At 72.4% G+C, this 16391-nt stretch carries 16 protein-coding genes; 4 read left to right on the forward strand and 12 right to left on the reverse strand.

Features of this window, described 5'->3' with window-relative positions; genetic code table 11:
- The first annotated feature begins 50 nt into the window (after positions 1–50).
- From N798_RS01810 to N798_RS01820, 3 genes are read left to right on the forward strand one after another with little or no spacing between them, the layout of a single operon-like run.
- Positions 51–1307, forward strand: a complete 1257-nt coding sequence (locus N798_RS01810; RefSeq protein ID WP_035945632.1) for a saccharopine dehydrogenase family protein — start codon at positions 51–53, stop codon at positions 1305–1307.
- Positions 1304–2002 (forward strand): lysoplasmalogenase family protein, encoded by a 699-nt coding sequence (locus tag N798_RS01815; RefSeq protein ID WP_052116810.1) that lies wholly within the window; start codon positions 1304–1306, stop codon positions 2000–2002. The genes N798_RS01810 and N798_RS01815 overlap by 4 nt, the downstream gene beginning before the upstream one ends.
- The gene (locus tag N798_RS01820; RefSeq protein WP_035945640.1) at positions 1999–2490 is read left to right on the forward strand and encodes a GNAT family N-acetyltransferase; all 492 of its coding nucleotides are present in this window, start codon (positions 1999–2001) and stop codon (positions 2488–2490) included. Before N798_RS01815 ends, N798_RS01820 begins: the two co-directional genes overlap by 4 nt.
- A 63-nt stretch (positions 2491–2553) precedes the next feature.
- On the opposite strand, the gene N798_RS01825 is transcribed toward N798_RS01820, so the two are convergent.
- The 10 genes from N798_RS01825 to N798_RS01870 form a co-directional block, all read right to left on the reverse strand.
- Positions 2554–2880, reverse strand: a complete 327-nt coding sequence (locus tag N798_RS01825) for a hypothetical protein (RefSeq protein WP_035945644.1) — start codon at positions 2878–2880, stop codon at positions 2554–2556.
- 308 nt (positions 2881–3188) lie between these two features.
- Entirely contained in the window at positions 3189–3944 is a 756-nt protein-coding gene (locus N798_RS01830; protein ID WP_035945646.1) for an SDR family oxidoreductase, read from the reverse strand.
- Between the two features lie 14 nt (positions 3945–3958).
- Entirely contained in the window at positions 3959–4648 is a 690-nt protein-coding gene (locus tag N798_RS01835; RefSeq protein WP_035945648.1) for a histidine phosphatase family protein, read from the reverse strand.
- Complete coding sequence (locus N798_RS01840) at positions 4645–5742, reverse strand: phosphotransferase family protein (protein ID WP_035945649.1); 1098 nt, start codon at positions 5740–5742, stop codon at positions 4645–4647. Before N798_RS01840 ends, N798_RS01835 begins: the two co-directional genes overlap by 4 nt.
- Positions 5735–6514 carry an SDR family NAD(P)-dependent oxidoreductase gene (locus N798_RS01845; RefSeq protein ID WP_035945650.1) on the reverse strand — a complete coding sequence of 260 codons (780 nt, stop codon included), beginning with the start codon at positions 6512–6514 and terminating at the stop codon, positions 5735–5737. The genes N798_RS01840 and N798_RS01845 overlap by 8 nt, the downstream gene beginning before the upstream one ends.
- Before the next feature lie 59 nt (positions 6515–6573).
- Entirely contained in the window at positions 6574–7863 is a 1290-nt protein-coding gene (locus N798_RS01850; RefSeq protein ID WP_035945652.1) for an acyl-CoA dehydrogenase family protein, read from the reverse strand.
- A 26-nt stretch (positions 7864–7889) separates the two neighbouring features.
- Entirely contained in the window at positions 7890–10067 is a 2178-nt protein-coding gene (locus N798_RS01855; protein ID WP_229708485.1) for a molybdopterin-dependent oxidoreductase, read from the reverse strand.
- A 1-nt stretch (position 10068) separates the two neighbouring features.
- On the reverse strand, positions 10069–10881 hold the full coding sequence (locus tag N798_RS01860; RefSeq protein ID WP_035945658.1) for a crotonase/enoyl-CoA hydratase family protein: 813 nt from the start codon (positions 10879–10881) through the stop codon (positions 10069–10071).
- Between the two features lie 20 nt (positions 10882–10901).
- Positions 10902–12092: an MFS transporter gene (locus N798_RS01865; protein WP_035945662.1), complete on the reverse strand. Its 1191-nt coding sequence runs from the start codon at positions 12090–12092 to the stop codon at positions 10902–10904.
- Between the two features lie 34 nt (positions 12093–12126).
- Positions 12127–13056: an ArgP/LysG family DNA-binding transcriptional regulator gene (locus N798_RS01870; protein WP_052116812.1), complete on the reverse strand. Its 930-nt coding sequence runs from the start codon at positions 13054–13056 to the stop codon at positions 12127–12129.
- Between the two features lie 269 nt (positions 13057–13325).
- Here N798_RS01870 and N798_RS01875 point away from each other — a divergent pair, with 269 nt between their 5' ends.
- Positions 13326–14297: an NADPH:quinone oxidoreductase family protein gene (locus N798_RS01875; RefSeq protein ID WP_035945664.1), complete on the forward strand. Its 972-nt coding sequence runs from the start codon at positions 13326–13328 to the stop codon at positions 14295–14297.
- 4 nt (positions 14298–14301) lie between these two features.
- On the opposite strand, the gene N798_RS01880 is transcribed toward N798_RS01875, so the two are convergent.
- Both N798_RS01880 and N798_RS01885 read right to left on the reverse strand, forming a co-directional pair.
- Positions 14302–15489: a DUF4185 domain-containing protein gene (locus N798_RS01880; protein ID WP_156971571.1), complete on the reverse strand. Its 1188-nt coding sequence runs from the start codon at positions 15487–15489 to the stop codon at positions 14302–14304.
- On the reverse strand, positions 15486–16391 hold a 906-nt coding region (locus tag N798_RS01885), incomplete at its 5' end, for a YhgE/Pip family protein (protein WP_035945668.1). The genes N798_RS01885 and N798_RS01880, both read right to left, overlap by 4 nt.

The following is a 16391-nucleotide window of genomic DNA, read 5'->3' on the forward strand; positions in this document are numbered from 1 at the left end:
CGCGTCACAGTCGGTGGGGGCCGCGTGCGCGCATCGCCTAGATTCGGGCGATGACCAGCGATCGGGAGTTCGACCTCGTCCTCGTGGGCGCCACCGGCTTCGTCGGCCGGCTCACCGCCGACCACCTCGCGGAGCACGCGCCCTCGTCGGTGCGCATCGCGCTGGCGGGTCGGTCGGAGTCGCGGCTGGCCGAGGTGCGCTCGTCGCTGACCGGTGCGGCCCGCGACTGGCCGCTGCTCGTCGTCGACACGACCGACGAGGCGGCCGTCGCCGACCTCGCCTCTCGCACCCGCGTGGTCGTGACGACCGTGGGCCCCTACGCGAAGCTCGGTATGCCGTTGGCCTCCGCGTGTGCCGCCGCGGGCACCCACTACGCGGACCTCACCGGCGAGGTCCTCTTCGTGCGCGACAGCATCGACGCCAACCACGAGGAGGCCGAGCGGACCGGGGCGCGGGTCGTCCACTCGTGCGGGTTCGACTCGATCCCGTCGGACCTCGGGGTGTGGGCGCTCGCGCAGCGGGTCGCCGAGGACGGCGAGGGGACGCTCGGTGAGACCGTGACCCACGTCCGGACTCTGCGCGGAGGCGTGAGCGGCGGGACGATCGACTCGATGCGGCAGCAGGCGATCGAGTCGGCCGACCCGGTGCGGCGCCGGGCCGTGACCGACCCCCACGGGCTCTCACCCGACCGGTCGGCCGAGCCGCCGTCGCGCAACCGCACCAAGGACGAGTTCGGGCTGCTCGGCAAGGTGCAGGCGGTGTCGGGCACGCGCTACGACTCGGTGACGAAGCGGTGGGTCGCCCCGTTCTTCATGGCGTCGTTCAACACGCGGATCGTCCGTCGCAGCAACGCCTTGACCGACTGGTCCTACGGTCGCGACTTCCGCTACGACGAGGTGATGGACACCGGGCGTGGGCCGATGGGCGCGGTCAAGGCCGGGCTGACGTCCGTCGTGCTGGGTGGGTTGTTCGCGGGCATGTCGACCGCGCCGACGCGGCGGGTGCTCGACGTCGTGCTGCCGAAGCCGGGCGAAGGGCCGTCGGAGGAGACGATGGCCAACGGCCGCTTCGTCTTCGACATCGAGACGACCACGACGACGGGGGCGCGCTACCGGACCCGCGTGGGGGCGCCCTACGACCCCGGCTACTCCGGCACCGCGATCATGCTCGGACAGGCCGGGCTGTCGCTGGCGTTGGACGAGCTGCCCTCTGCCGGCGGGGTGCTCACGCCGTCGGTCGCGTTCGGTGCCGCGCTGGTGGCGCGGCTCGAAGCCTTCGACTTCGAGTTCACGACGACTCGCCGGTGAGGCTTCCTGCGCGAGCGGACCTCCTCGGCTACGTGGCGGTGGCAGTGCTGACCACGGCGGCGTCAGTGACGGGTCGCGAGCGGTCACACCTCGCGACCAAGCTGCTGCTCGCGCCGACCCTCGCGGCGGGCGTCGTGGCCACCCGTGGGGAGCGGTCGGCCGCTCGCTCGGCGACGCTCGTGGCGGCTCTGGCGGGGTCGGCGATGGGCGACTGGTTCATGAACGCGTCCGGACGGGCGGCTTCGGTGGAGGGCCGGCGGCTCCTCATGAGGCGTGGCGCAGGGGCGTTCGCGGTGCAGCAGATCGGGCTCGTCCGGCTGATGCTCGCCGATGGGGCGCGGCCGCGCGCGGTGCCGTCCACGATCGTCGGCGGCACGCTCGCGGGCCTGGCGGTGGTCGACACGGGAGGTGCCGGACACCCGGACCCGGTGCTCACGGCATACGGGATGCTCCTCGGTTCGATGTCTGCGCTCGCGCTCACCCAGCGCCGGACCGTGGCCCTCGGCGGTGGGCTCTTCCTGCTCTCCGACGCGACGATCATCCTCGGCGAGCACCTCGTGAAAACCCCGCGACAGCGGGCAGTGGTCTCGGGCATCGTCATGTCGACGTATGCCGCGGCGCTCGCCCTGCTCGTCCACGGGCTTCGCGACGAGCACGTGCACCCCGACCCCGTCACAGAGGACGCCACCGCATGATCATCCGCCCCATCACCGAAGACGACTGGGTCGCGTTCTTCCCGACGTTCACCGAGGTCGTCGAGGCGGGTGAGACGTATGCGTTCCCGCTCGGCCTGTCCCTCGACGAGGCACGTGGGTGGTGGGTCGAGTCACCACCGGGCGTGACGGTCGTGGCGGTCGACGAGGCGACCGGTGAGGTGCTGGGGTCGGCGAAGACCGGACCCAACCGGCCCGGGCGGGGGTCGCACGTGTCGACGGCATCGTTCATGGTGTCGTCGGCGGCTCGTGGACGTGGTGTCGGGCGGGCGCTCGGCGAGTGGGTACTGGGCTGGGCGCGCGAGCAGGGCTATGCCGCAATGCAGTTCAACGCCGTGGTCGAGACGAACACCGTGGCGGTGCGGCTGTGGAAGGCCCTCGGCTTCGAGGTGATCGGGACGGTGCCGGAGGCGTTCGAGAGCCGGGCGCACGGGCGTGTGGGCCTGCACGTCATGCACCAGCACCTCTGAGCAGCGCTCGGCTGCCGCGACGCCGCGGGCCCGGCGCGCCCCTCCACGCGCCGGGTGCGCGGGTCAGCGCAGGGAGACGCCGTGCTTCACGGCGTAGTGCCCCGAGTCGCAGGAGGCCGACGACCACGTGCCACCGCTCTGCTTGCGCCACGTGCCGTAGCGCGAGTAGACCTCGTAGCCGCCGGACCACACGGCGCAGCCGACCCGAGCCCGGAACTCCTTGCCGTCGGTGCCGCTGTCGTAGCAGTAGGCGCTGAGCGTGCGGCCGCTCGAGCTGAACTTGCAGTTGAGTGCGGGCGCCGCCTGGGCGGGCGCCGCCGACAGGAGCGAGACGGCGGCCGCGGCCGTGACGGCAGCGGTGGCGAAGAAGGACGTACGGACGGTGCGCATGCGGGCTGGTCTCCCCTGAGGTCTGTCGGATGTCGCCGCTGCGAGCCTGCCACCGGGCGTGCGCGAGAGCACTATCGAGAGCCGAAGTCTGCGGTTTCGTTGGGGTGGGACAAACATCACCTGGCCGCTGCGCGCGCCACCCTCCGACAAGAGTGACCAAGGTTTGCCGTGTCAAGCCGATCAAGCACCCACCGATCCCAACGCAGCCGCGGCACGGCATACGAGCGGGTCGGCCGGTGGGACGATCGGGGGATGCCGATTCCGGACCCACTCGGCCATGCTCTTCTCGCTCTGAAGGGAGCAGCCCCTCAGGTGAGCTTGCGGACGACCCCGAGTGGCAGGTGGCGCATCGCGGTGCCGAGCGGCTTCCACGGCCACGCCGGGACGCGGGCGGTCTCGACGCCCTTCTCGATCGCCTCGACGATGCCGCGGACCCCGGTCTCGGTGTCGACCATGAACTTCGTCCGCTGCTCGACCTTCTCGTTCATCTCCGAGCGGATGTAGCCCGGGAAGATCGTCGACACGGTGATGTCGAGGTCGGGCTTGCCGCGCATCTCGACGCGGATGCCCTCGGCGAGGTGGGCGATGCCGGCCTTGGTCGCGGCATAGGTCGTCACGGTCTTGGGCATGCCCCGCATGGCCGACATCGAGGAGATGACGACGAGGTGGCCGCGCTTGCGCGCACGGAAGATCTCCATCGCCGCCTCGCACTGCGCGAGCGCGCCGATGAAGTTCGTCATCGCCGTCGCACGGTTGGCGGCATATCCACCCACACCGATCGGAGCACCCTTGCCCAGCCCGGCGTTGACGACGACTCGGTCGACGCCGCCGAGCTCGGCGTCGAACTCGTGGAAGACACGGAAGACGGCGTCGTCGTCGGTGACGTCGAGCGCCTTGAGCGAGACGATTCGGTCGGGGTGGGCCGCGACGATCTCGTCGCGCAGCTCCTCGAGCCGATCGACCCGGCGAGCGCAGAGCGCAAGGTCGTGACCTTGGGCGGCGAGCTGGCGCGCGAGCTCCGCGCCGATGCCCGAGCTGGCTCCGGTGATGAGCGTGGTCGTCATGAAAGGCGTTCTCCTCAGCGGGTGGTGAGCAGGTCGGGGACGCGCTCGAGGTGGGAGGTGTCGTTGAAGGTGCGTAGCACCGGTCCCGTTGCACCGATCGACAGGGTCGTGAGCGAGGCGTTTGCGATGACGCGCTGCAGCGACGTCCAGACCGTGGCACCGCCGCCGAGCAGCGCCGCGGCGACCCACGAGATGGCGCCGGCGGAGCTGACGACGACGGCCGTCTCGCCGCGGCCGACGTTGTCCGACAGCGACGTCAGTCCGGCGAGGACCCGCTCACCGAACACCGAGAACGGCTCCTCGTAGTCACCCTCGTGGGCGCCCGCCACCCACCGTTCGGTCGCCACGGCATACATCTCGTCGAAGGCGCGGTGCGGTCGCAGGGTGCGGGCGAGGTCGGCCTTCATGAGCGCCATCGAGCGGTAGGCCGGCTTGTATGCCGTGAGGATCGCGGTGTGTGCGTACTCGTCCCACGCCGGGTCGGTCTCGACCTCGCAAGTCCAGCCCGCCTCGGCGACGAGCTCGGCGGCGGTGTCGCGCTGGCGGCGCATCGACCCCGAGACGACCCGTGAGGCCTCGATGTCGCGCAGGACGAGCTCGCGGCCGACGGTCCGCGCCTGCTCGTGACCGAGGTCGGAGAGCTTGTCGTAGTCCTTCTTGCCCCACGACGCCTGGCCGTGGCGGACGAGGAGGATGCGGCTCATCGGCGACCCTTGCGGTCGGCCAGCCTCGCTCGCCGGACGAGCACGCGGCACCGCAGGTCGAGGTAGAGGACGAACCACCGCATCCGCTTCGCCTGCGGGTTCGTCGTCTCACCGCGGTAGGTGCGGAGGTAGATCTGCTGCGCGATGACGGCGAGCCGGAAGAGCCCGAACACCTCGTAGAAGGCCCACCGTCGCGCGTCCATCGGCAGACCCATGCGGTCGCAGTAGTAGCGGACCGCCTCGACCCGGGTGAGCATCCCCGGCGTGTGGGTCGGCTGCAGCCGCAGCGCCTTGGCCACGGGGTCGTCACTCGCCTGCACCCAGTAGGCCATCGCCCCGCCGAGGTCCATGAGCGGGTCGCCGACGGTGGCCATCTCCCAGTCGAGGACGCCGACGATGCGCGTGGGGTCGTCCTCGGCGAGCACGAGGTTGTCGAAGCGGAAGTCGTTGTGGATGAGCACCTGGCCGACGTCGTCGGGCCGGTTTTCCTCAAGCCACTGCATGACGCCCTCGAACGAGCCGACGTTGGGCGTGCGGGCCTTGCGGTAGCGCGCGGACCAGCCGGTCACCTGGCGTTCGACGTAGCCGGGCCCTTTGCCGAGGCCGCCGAGCCCGGCAGCGTCGACGTCGACCCGGTGGAGCTCGACGAGCGTGTCGAGGGCGTTGCGGCACAGCAGGTTGACGTCGTCCGGCCCGAGCCCAAGCGACGTCGGGACGTCGCGCCGGAGGATCGTCCCGACGAGCCGTTCCATGACGTAGAACTCCGAGCCGATGACCGACTCGTCGCCGCACCACGCGACGATCTCGGGCACTCGGTCGTAGACGGTGCCGAGCGCGGCCTGGATGTCGCTCTCGCGACGCATGTCGTGGGCGCCCCTGGCCTTCGTCCCGCGCGGCGGGCGACGCAGGATGAGGTCGACGGTCGGATAGCGCAGCAGGTAGGTGAGGTTGGACGCGCCGCCCTTGAACTGGCGCACCTCGGGCGTCGCGTCGAGCCCGGTCGCGTCGGGGGCGTTGTCCCGCAGCCACGCCGCGAGCGCCTCGACGTCGAACGCGTCCTCGTCGCGGACGGGCGATCCGAGCTCGTCAGGCATCCCGGGACTTCCGCGCGAGCTTCTGCCCCGCCTTGGTCGCGACCCGGTCGTATGCCGGCCGCACCAGCCGCTTGGTCCAGTAGGCCTGGTGGCCCAGCCGGTCGGTGAGGATGATCCGCTTGCGCCTGTCGATCCCCTTGAGCACGACAGCGGCCACCTCGTCGGCCGTCATCGACGCCCTGGTGATGAGCTTGAGCGCGGTCTCCTCCATGGCGGTGTCCTTGCCCTGGAGCGACTCGTGCAGGTTGGTGCGGAAGAAGGCCGGGCACACCGCCGACACCGCGATGTCCCACGGCGCGAGCTCGAACCCGAGCGTCTCCGAGAGCGCGACGACACCGGCCTTCGCGGCGTTGTAGGACGACATGCCGGGTCCGTGCACGAGGCCGGCGAGCGAGGCGGTGTTGACGATGTGGCCGGAGCGCTGCTCCTTGAACATCGGCGTGAACGTCTGGCAGCCGCGCACGACCCCGAGCAGGTTGATGTCGATGACCCGCTCCCAGTCGGCGATCGACTCGACGTCGATGCGCCCACCGGTGGCGACGCCGGCGTTGTTGACGAGGACGTCGAGCCCGCCCCACGTCTCGCGCACGTGCGCGAGGGCCGCGTCCCAGTCCTGCTGGCTCCGGACGTCGAGACGCAGGTATGCCGTGTCGCCCGGCACGCTGTCAGGCCGGCTCTCGGCGAGGTCGCCGACGAGGACCCGGTCGCCGCGCTCGGCGAAGGCGCGCGCGAGCGCGAGGCCGAGCCCGGACGCGCCACCGGTGATGAGCACTCGGCGACCGGTTCCGGGGTGTGCGGAACGGGAGGAATTGGCGAGTTGTGCACGGGGGGTCATGAGCGGGTCGCCTGCCCGTCGGCATGCGAGGCCCTCTCGGCGTAGGGAGCGAGGAGGATCTTGGCGACGACACCGAGATGGACCTCGTCGGGCCCGTCGGCGAGGCGCAGCGAGCGAGCGTTGGCGTAGGCCGCCGACAGCGGGAAGTCCTCGGACATCCCGGCGCCACCGTGGAGCTGGATCGCCATGTCGATGACGTCGCACGCCATCCGCGGCACGGCCACCTTGATCTCGCTCACCTCGCTCATCGCGCCGAAGGCGCCGACGGTGTCGAGCTTCCACGCGGCGTGGAGGACGAGCAGGCGGGCCTGGTTGATGGCGATGCGCGCCTGGGCGAGCCGTTCGCGGTTGCCGCCGAGGTTGGCGAGCGGCTTGCCGAAGGCGGTGCGGGTCGTCGCCCGCTCGCAGGCCAGCTCGAGCGCCTTCTCGGCGAGGCCGATGAGCCGCATGCAGTGGTGGACACGGCCGGGCCCGAGACGGCCCTGGGCGATCTCGAACGCACGACCCGGTCCGGCGATGACGTTCGTGACGGGGAGCCGGACGTCGGTGAGCGACACCTCACCGTGCCCGATGGGCTCGTCGTGCTGCCCGAACGCCGACAGCATCCGCTCGACCCTGACGCCGGGGTGGTCGAACGGCACGAGCACCATCGAGTGGCGCGAGTGGCGTGACGCTTCGGGGTCCGTGACGCCCATGAAGATCGCGACCTTGCAGTCCGGGTTGCCGACGCCGGTCGACCACCACTTGCGACCATTGAGCACGACCTCGTCACCGTCGATGACGGCGGTGGCCTCCATGTTCGTCGCGTCGGAGGACGCCACGCCGGGCTCGGTCATGAGGAAGGCGCTGCGGATGCGGCCGTCGAGCAGCGGCTCGAGCCACTCGGACTTCTGCTCGTCGGTGCCGTACTTGAGCAGCACCTCCATGTTGCCGGTGTCGGGGGCGTTGCAGTTGAAGACGAGCGGCGCCGAGAAGCTGCGCCCCATCGCCTCGGCGATCGGGGCGTAGTCGACGTTCGACAGACCGGCGCCGCCATCGGTGCCGAACTGCACGGCATACGGGCCCTCGTGACCGGTGGGGAGGAAGAGGTTCCACAGCCCCCGGTCGCGCGCCTTCGCCTGCAGCTCGGCGAGGAGCGGGTGCGCGGGCCACGGGTCCTCGCCGGCCGCGCGACGCCGCGCGATGTCCTGGGCAAGGACCCGCTCCGCCGGCTCGACCTCGGTGTCGACGAAGTCGCGGACACGCTGCGCGAGGTCGAGCGAACGCTCCGACGATGAGAAGTCCATGCACCAGACCCTAGGTGAGCGGTCGCTTAGCCGGTAGTCGGTGTCGCCTTCGCCACGGAGTCCGGCTCACCGATCGCGACCGCCGGGGCCACAACGACGGGTATGCCGTTGAGCACGGCGTTGCCCGAGACGCCCTCGACGCGGGAGGGGTCGGTGAGGTCGTTCATCGACACTCCGGGCACCTCGACCGCGCGGGAGAGGCGGACGCCGGGGCGCCGGTGGCCGTAGCCGTGGGGGAGCGAGACGACCCCGCGCATGACGTCGTCGGTGGCCCGGACCTCGACCTGGACTGACGAGACGTCGGAGGTCACGGTGACGAGGGAGCCGTCGGTGATGCCGCGAACGGCGAGGTCGTCGGGATGCATGAGCAGCTGGTGGCGCGGGCGCCCGCGGGTGAGCCGGTCGGTGTTGTGCATCCAGGAGTTGTTGTCGCGCTGATGTCGCCGCCCGATGAGGAGGAGGTCGTCGCTGCCGGCGGCGTCTCGCAGCTCGGGCAGCCGGGCCCGCAGGGCCGCCAACCCGTCGGTGACCACGGCCGGGGTGAGGACGACGACCTTGTCGCGGGTGGGGAGGCGGTCGGGCAGGCGCGGCTCGAGGGGGCCGAGGTCGACACCGCCGGGGGTGCGGGCCAGGCGCCGGACCGACAGCCCTCGACGCCCGGACCGCAGGAGGACGTCGACGGTGAGGCGCGGCGACGCCCGCAGCCGCACCGCCCGTCGCCACCCGAGCCGCCGTCCGCTGCGCCGGCTCAGCGCGAGGACGAGGTCGCGGGCGATCTCCCACTCGTGCCGCTGGTCCTTGCCGCGGGGGAAGAGCGCCGGCGACCATCGAGCAGTGTTGCGGACCGCGAGCGTGTGGAAGATGAGGTCGTAGTGGTCGCGCTCGAGCGGGCCCGTGGGCGGCAGGATGACGTGGGCGTGCCGCGTCGTCTCGTTGACGTAGGGGTCGATGGCGACCACGGCCTCCAACGCCGCGATCCGCTCGTCGAGGCGGCCCCCCGCCGGAGTCGACGACACCGGGTTGCCCCCGACGGTGAGCAGCGCGCGGATCGCAGGCAGGGGCGGTTCCATCTCCTCGGCCATGACCGAGACGGGCAGCTCGCCCCCGAACTCCGGCAGCCCGCGCACCGCCGAGTGGGTCCGGCCGCGGTGGCCACGCCCGACGAGCCCGCGGCCCACGATGTCGATCGCCGGCGTCGTGAACATCGTCCCGCCGGGACGGTCGAGGTTGCCCGTGATGGCCATGAGGCACTGGATCGCCCACTGACAGAGGACACCGAACTCCTGCGTCGACACCCCCATGCGCCCGTGGACCGCGGCGGAGCCCGCGGCCACGTCACGGGCGAGGCCACGGATCGTGTCGGCCGGGACGTCACTCACCTCCTCCGCGACCTCGGGGGTGAAGTCGGCGACGGCGAGGCGCAGGTCGTCGATCCCACTCACCCATGGTGCCGGGCGCGCGAGACCCTCGGCGAGGACGACGTGGACGAGCGCGAGGAGCACGGCGGCGTCGGTGCCGGGACGGACGAAGTGGTGCTCGTCGGCGACGGCCGCCGTCTCGGTGCGCCGCGGGTCGATGACGACGAGCCGCCCTCCGCGAGAACGCAGCTCGCGCAGCCGCCCCGGGAAGTCGGGGACCGTCCACAACGACCCGTTCGAGGCCATCGGGTTCGTGCCGACGAGGACGAGCAGCCGGGTGCGGTCGATGTCGGGGACGGGCAGGAGGAACTGGTGGCCGAACATCGCCCATGCGACGACGTGGTGCGGCAGCTGGTCGACGCTCGTCGCGCTGAAGACGTACCGGCTGCGCAGCGTGCGCGGGATCATCGTCACGTGGGTGAGCGCCCCGGTGCTGTGGACGTTGGGGTTGCCGAGGTAGGTCGCGACGGCGTCGCGCCCGTGCCGGGCCTGCACCCCGTGCAGCAGGTCGGCGGCGAGCTCGATCGCCTCGTCCCAGCCGATCTCGACGAACTCGCCACCCACCCGCTTGACCGGTCGCCGCAGGCGGTCGGGGTCGGTGTGCAGGTCCTGGAGCGCGACCCCCTTGGGGCAGATGTGGCCGCGCGAGAGCGGGTCGGCGGCGTGCCCCTTGATGCCGACGATCTCCTGACCACGCAGCGAGACCTCGAGGCCGCACATCGCCTCGCACAGCACGCAGGTGATGTGACGGGTCGTCGTGGCGTCGTCGCCCTCGCGCGGTGCCACCTCAGCCTCGGGGGTCGAACCCGGCGCGCGGCCTGTATGCCGGCCGCTCACGTCGCGTGGCCGCTCTGCGGGCCTCGGCCGCGTTGGCTCCCATGAGGAGCCGGGCCTGCTCGAGCCGCTCCCAGCGGAAGGTCCGGCGGTCGCCCGCCGACCACGTCCGGTTGAAGAGCCGCTTGGCAGCGGCGACGGAGTCCGGCGAGCGCTCGGCGATGGTGCCCGCGAGCGCCAGCGCACCGGCATACGGGTCGAGGTTCTCCTCCGTGGCGAGGCCGAGCCGGACCGCCTCGGTGCCCGAGACGGTCTCGCCGGTCATCGTGAGGCGCTTCGCGACGTCCATGCCGACCTGCTGCGAGAGGGCCTGGATGCCGGACATGTCGGGGATGATCCCCCACTTGGCCTCGAGGACGGACCACTTCGCGTCGGGGGTGGTGATGCGGAAGTCGGCCGAGAGCGCGATCTGGAGGCCGCCGCCGAGGCAGTGGCCGTGGACCGCGGCGATGACGGGCACGGGGAGCCGGCGCCACGCCCAGCACGCCTCCTGGAAGGTGTTGGTCCCGCGCCACGGGCGGGGCGCGAAGGCGGCGGCCACCCGCCGCGGCTCGCGCAGCACCGTCGCGAAGTCGAGCCCGGCGCAGAAGGCGTCGCCCGCGCCGGAGAGCACGACCGCCCGCAGGGTCCGGTCGGCGTGGAGGCGCCGGGCGGTCGCGACGAGCTGCTCGAGGGTGTCGAGCGTGAGGGCGTTGAGCTTGTCGGGGCGGTCGAGCGTGACGTGGGCGATGCCGTCCTCGGTGCGGCTGCGGACGAGTTCGGTCATGCCCGAAGACTAGGCCCGGGTCAGGCGGTGCGCGCCGGTGCCGGTCGGGTGTCCGCCCTGTGCTTTCTCAGGCTGAGGCCGAGGACGCCCGCGCCGAGCACGGAGAGGCCGGCGCCGACCCAGCTCGGGGCGGTGTAGCCGTAGCCCGCAGCGATGACGACGCCACCGAGCCAGGCGCCGAGCGCGTTGGCGGTGTTGAGCGCGGCGTGGTTGCTCGCGGCGGCGAGGGTCTGGGCATCCCCGGCGACCTGCATGAGCCGCAGCTGGAGGTTGACGACGAGGATGCCGGCGAGCACCGAGGAGAGGAAGTAGAAGAAGATCGCGGGCAGCCACCACTGGGCGGTGAGCGCGAAGGCGACGAGGTTGGCGCCCATGCCGACACAGCCGATGGTGATCGAGCGCAGGACGGACCAGTCCGCCAGCCGGCCCGCGATGGGCGTCCCGACGAGCCCGCCGATGCCGGAGGCGAGCAGGAAGATCGGCACTGCGCTCGCGTCGAGCCCGGTGACGTCGGTGACCGTAGGCGCGATGTAGCTCGCCATCGCGAACATGCCACCGAACCCGATGGCGCCGATAGCGAGGGTGAGCCCGACCTGGGTCGTCGCGAAGCCCTTGAGCTCGCGCTTGATCGTGCTCTCGAGGTTGCGCTCGATGTGCGGGACGTAGGCGACGAGCAGCCCGATCGTGAGGACGCCGAGGACGGCGACGAGCCAGTAGGCGGCTCTCCAGCCGTACTGCTGGCCGAGCCAGGTCGCCCCCGGGACGCCGGCGACGTTGGCGAAGGGGATGCCGAGCATGACCCGGCTCACCGCACGGCCGGCCTGACCGCGCGCCGCCATGTCGACGGCGACGAGCGCGGCGACGCCGAAGAAGGCCCCGTGCGGCATCCCGGAGACGAAGCGGGCGAGCATGAGCCAGGCGTAGTCGGGGGCGAGCGCGGTGCCGATGTTGCCGACGACGAACGCCACGGTGAGGCCGACGAGGAGCGCCTTGCGGGGCCACGTCGCGCCGAGGACCGCGAGGAGCGGGGCACCCACGACGACGCCCGCGGCATACGCCGAGATCGTGTGTCCCGCCGTCGGGATCGAGACCGACACGCCCCGGGCGATCTCGGGCAGCAGCCCCATGGTCACGAACTCGGTCGTGCCGATGGCGAAGCCGCCGACGACGAGGGCGATGGTGGCGAGGAGGGTATGGCGGGGCGCGGGCACACAAGGACAAGCGTCGGTGAGGCGGTGACATTCCCTACGGGGCGACGACGAGCGGTCGCGTCGGCGTCGACGAGGGGCTGGGCGACCCGACGGGGGCGCGCAGCCCCGCCCGCGCGGCCTCGGCGACGGCGTCGTTGAGGCGGTCCAGGCGGTGGGAGGGGACCTTCCACACGTGCCAGTGCAGCGGGACGTCGACGACGTCGTCGGTGAGCGTGACGAGCCGCCCCTCGGCGAGGTCCTCCCCCACCGAGACGTCGGGCACGAAGAGCCAGCCGACGCCGGCCACGAGGGCGGTGCGCAGCCCGTGCACCGACGGGATCTGCCACGGCGGGGAGGACGGCGTCACGCCCAGCGAGGCGAGGTGGTCCTCCTGGAGGGCGTCGTGGTCGTCGAAGCGGAGGACCGGCAGGTGCTCCCAGTCGGGGCCGCCGCCCGGGAGGGTGTGACGGGCTGCGAGGGCCGGCGACGCGACGGCGACGTAGCGCATCGTCCCGAGGGGGAAGGAGCGGCAGCCGGGCACGAGCGTGGGTTCGGTCGCGATCGCCGCACCGACGGCCCCGTCGCGCAGCAGCCCGAGCGAGTGGTCCTCGTCGACGACGGTGAACCGCAGCCGCGTGTCGTGCCACCCCGACGCCGCCTCGATGAGGTGGACGAGCCAGGTGTCGAGCGAGTCGGCGTTGACCGCGACGCGCAGGACGACCGGCGCCTGCCGCGTCACACCGAGGAGGTCCCTCGACTCGTCCTCGAGCAGCTCGACCTGCCGCGCCAGCCGCACCAGCACGGCACCGGCGTCGGTCGGCGTGCACGGGCTCGCCCGGCGCACGACCACCTGGCCGACGCTCGTCTCGAGGGCGCGCACGCGTTGGCTCACCGCAGACGGCGTGAGGTGGAGCGTTCGCGCGGCGAGCTCGAAGCTGCCGGTGTCGACGATGGCCGCGAGCGCCCGAACCTGGTCGAGGTTCATGAACGAATCTCAACACCCTTCAGCAGGATTCGTTGGACCGTTGGCCAAAGGTGGTCCTACCTTTGGGGGTGGTCCCGGCAACATGGCCGCACGTCCCTGACCCGAAGAGGCCAGCGACGGGTGGTCCAGTCCCACGGGGCCTCCGCGAAGGAGTCTGGCGAGGACTCACCGCACCGGCTGGCGGTGAGTCCTCGTCGCGCGTGCGGCTGGTGTCGGGCCGCGGGGTTCCTGCCCGGCCGTGAAGACACTCGGGCTCCTAGGATTCGGGGATGCGCGCTGCCCTCGTGACCCGACTCGACGGACCCGACGCCATCGAGGTGGTCGACGTCCCCTCGCCCGAGGTGCCGGACGGCCAGGTGCTCATCGACGTCGCCGCCGCCGGAGTCGCGTTCCCCGACGTGCTGCTCACCCGCGGCGAGTACCAGGTCAAGCCACCCCTTCCGTTCGTCCCGGGCGCGGAGGTCGCCGGGTTCGTCCGCGTCGCCCCTGCCGGCAGCGGGTTGGAGGTCGGCGACCGGGTCGCGGCCTTCCCGTTCCTCGGTGGGTTCGCGGAGCAGGTGGTCTGCGACCCCGCCCTCGTCCTCCCGCTGCCCGACGGCGTGACCTTCGACCAGGGCGCTGCGCTCCCGATGAACTACCTCACCTGCCACTTCGCGCTCCGCACCCGCGGCCGCCTCGCCGAGGGCGAGAAGGTGCTCGTCCACGGCGCGGCCGGGGGCATCGGCACCGCCGCGACGCAGCTCGCCAAGGCATGGGGAGCGACCGTGTATGCCGTGGTGTCCGACCCGTCGCGCGGTGACGTCGCGAGGGCGGCCGGCGCCGACGAGGTGCTGCCCGCCGACGGGTTCAGGGACGCCGTCGCCGAGCTCACGTCCGGTCATGGCGTCGACGTCGTCGTCGACCCCGTGGGCGGCGACCGCTTCACCGACTCCCTCCGGTCGCTGGCGCCGCTCGGGCGGCTGCTCGTCGTCGGCTTCACCGGCGGGTCGATCCCGGAGGTCAGGGTCAACCGCCTGCTGCTCAACAACATCGACGTCGTCGGTGTCGGCTGGGGGGCGTGGTGGACAGGAGCCGGAGGCGCGGGCTCGGTCCGCCGCCAGTGGGACGACCTCGTGCCGCTGCTCGAGGACGGCCGGCTCGACCCGGTCGTCGGGTCGGTGCGTTCGCTCGACGAGGTCGCCGTCGCACTGTCCGACATCGACGAGCGCCGCGCGACCGGCAAGGTCCTCCTCACCCCCTGAGGACCTAGGGGCGGGGGATCTCGGCGAACCGCGGGCGGCCGACGGTCGGGTCCTGCCGGAGCCGGGCGAGGTCGGTCGTGTTGCGCGAGATCGAGACGAGCAGCCCGCCGTCGGCGAGCGAGATCTCGGGGTGCGCGAGAGGCGCGTAGGCGAACTCGTCCTTGCCCGTGAGGAACGGCGCCTCGAGGGCGTCGCTCACCCGCCACGGCCCGACGGGTGACGCCGACGTCCACGTCGCGACGGTCGAGCCGAGGTCGCCGTCCTTCTTCGACACCGCGACGAACTCGTCGCCGATGCGGTCCACCGAGAGCGTCTGCGAGACACCGCCCTTCGCCGCGATGACCGGCGCCGCGCGGTGCGGGTCGGCCTGCCAGCGACGCCCGTCCCAGAACTCCCACGACTGCCGGTCCTCGGGACGGCCGAGGGTGCCGCGACCGACGAGCAGGGCCCGCCCGAACGCCGCACCGGAGGGCAGCTCCGTCCCGTAGACGTAGATGTGGTCGTCGGACACCATCGACGCCGAGCCCCAGTTGACCTGGTGGGCACTCTCGTCGTCGGGCGTGAGCGGCAGCACCGTGTCGAGCTGCGGCGCCTCCCCCGCGCGCACCCGGAAGGTCACGGCGTCCGACCCGAGGTAGCGGAAGCCCCACACGTCGGCCCCGCTCCCCCGGCGGATGCGACCCGTGAAGACGATGACGACGTCCTCGTCGCCGTCGCGCACGACGCTCACCGACATCGGCCAGCGCACGACACCGGGCTCGACGTCGGGGATCACCGGCCCCCGCGCGGTCGCCATGACCTGGCTGACGCACAGGCCCGACGAGACGAGCATCGAGTTCGCGACCATGCCGGGCGCGACGCCCTGCCGGCGCATCGTGTCGCCGAAGACCCACACGAGCCGGCCGTCGGTGAGCCGCGCGCTCGCCCCGATGTCGGCCGCCTGCCAGTAGGGCAGATCCGCCTCTGCCAGAACCGAGTTGAGCTGCTCCACGGTCGGCTTCACCGAGCCGGTCCCGGGAGCCTCCGGGCAGTCCACCGACATCTCGTATGCCGTTCGCCCACCCGAGCCGGACCCTTCGCCAAACCAGCCGCAGCCGCCGAGGAGCATCGTGAGAAGCACGACCGAAACGAGCGCGGCGGCCAAGGAGGAGGCGTGGGAGGCGACGGCGGACCGAGCCGGGCGGGAAGTCACGTGGCAGCCACCGCCGGCGACGCGACCGGCCGCCGCCGGTGGACCCGGTGAGCGGCTGCCGTCGAGAGCAGGAGCGCCCCGCCGGCCCACGCGAGGAGGACCGCGACGTCGAGCCCCAGGTGCATCCGCGGCCCGCCGTAGGCGAGGGTCCGCAGGCCCTCGACGGCATACGACATCGGGAGCACGTGGTGCAGGGCGCGGAGCGGACCGGGCAGGGTCTCCCACGGGAAGGTGCCGCCGGCGCTGACGAGCTGGAGCACCATGAGGACGAGGCCGAGGAACTGCCCCGTGTCGCCGAGCCGGGCCATGAGCCCGTGGATGACCGCCATGAAGGTCATCGACACGAGCAGCATGAACCCGAGGACGGCCCACGGGTGCGCGAGGTCGATGCCCACGGCGAAGCGCACGACAACCCAGGCGAGCACGGCCTGCGCGGTGCCGATGACCGCGGGCGCGAGCCAGCCGCCGAGCGCGACGGGCAGGACCGCCCACCGGCTCGTGATCGCCTCCTCGACGAGCGGGCGGGCGCGGGTGAAGAGGGTGAACCCGCCGATCCACATCGCGAGCGCGAGGAAGAACGGGGCCAGCCCGGCGCCGTAGGAGCCTGCAGTGGCGAGCGCGTCCGAGGTGATGCCGACGGGGGCGCCGATCGTCTGGGCAACGGCCTTGCGCTGCTCGGGTGTCGGGTCGGGCACCTGCTCGGCACCGTCGGTGAGCGAGGTGGCGAGGGTCCCGGCGCCCGTGTCGAGTGAGGCGAGACCGGTGTCGAGGCGTTCCGCCCCCGACGACAGCTGCTGGGCGCCGGTGAGGGCCCGGCGCTGGCCCTCGTCGAGCCGCGTCGCGCCCGCGGCGAGGTCGGCGCTGCCCGCCGCGGCACGGTCGACGGCGGACTCGAGCCCGGT

Source organism: Knoellia flava TL1 (genome assembly GCF_000768675.1).
Lineage (GTDB): Bacteria > Actinomycetota > Actinomycetes > Actinomycetales > Dermatophilaceae > Knoellia > Knoellia flava.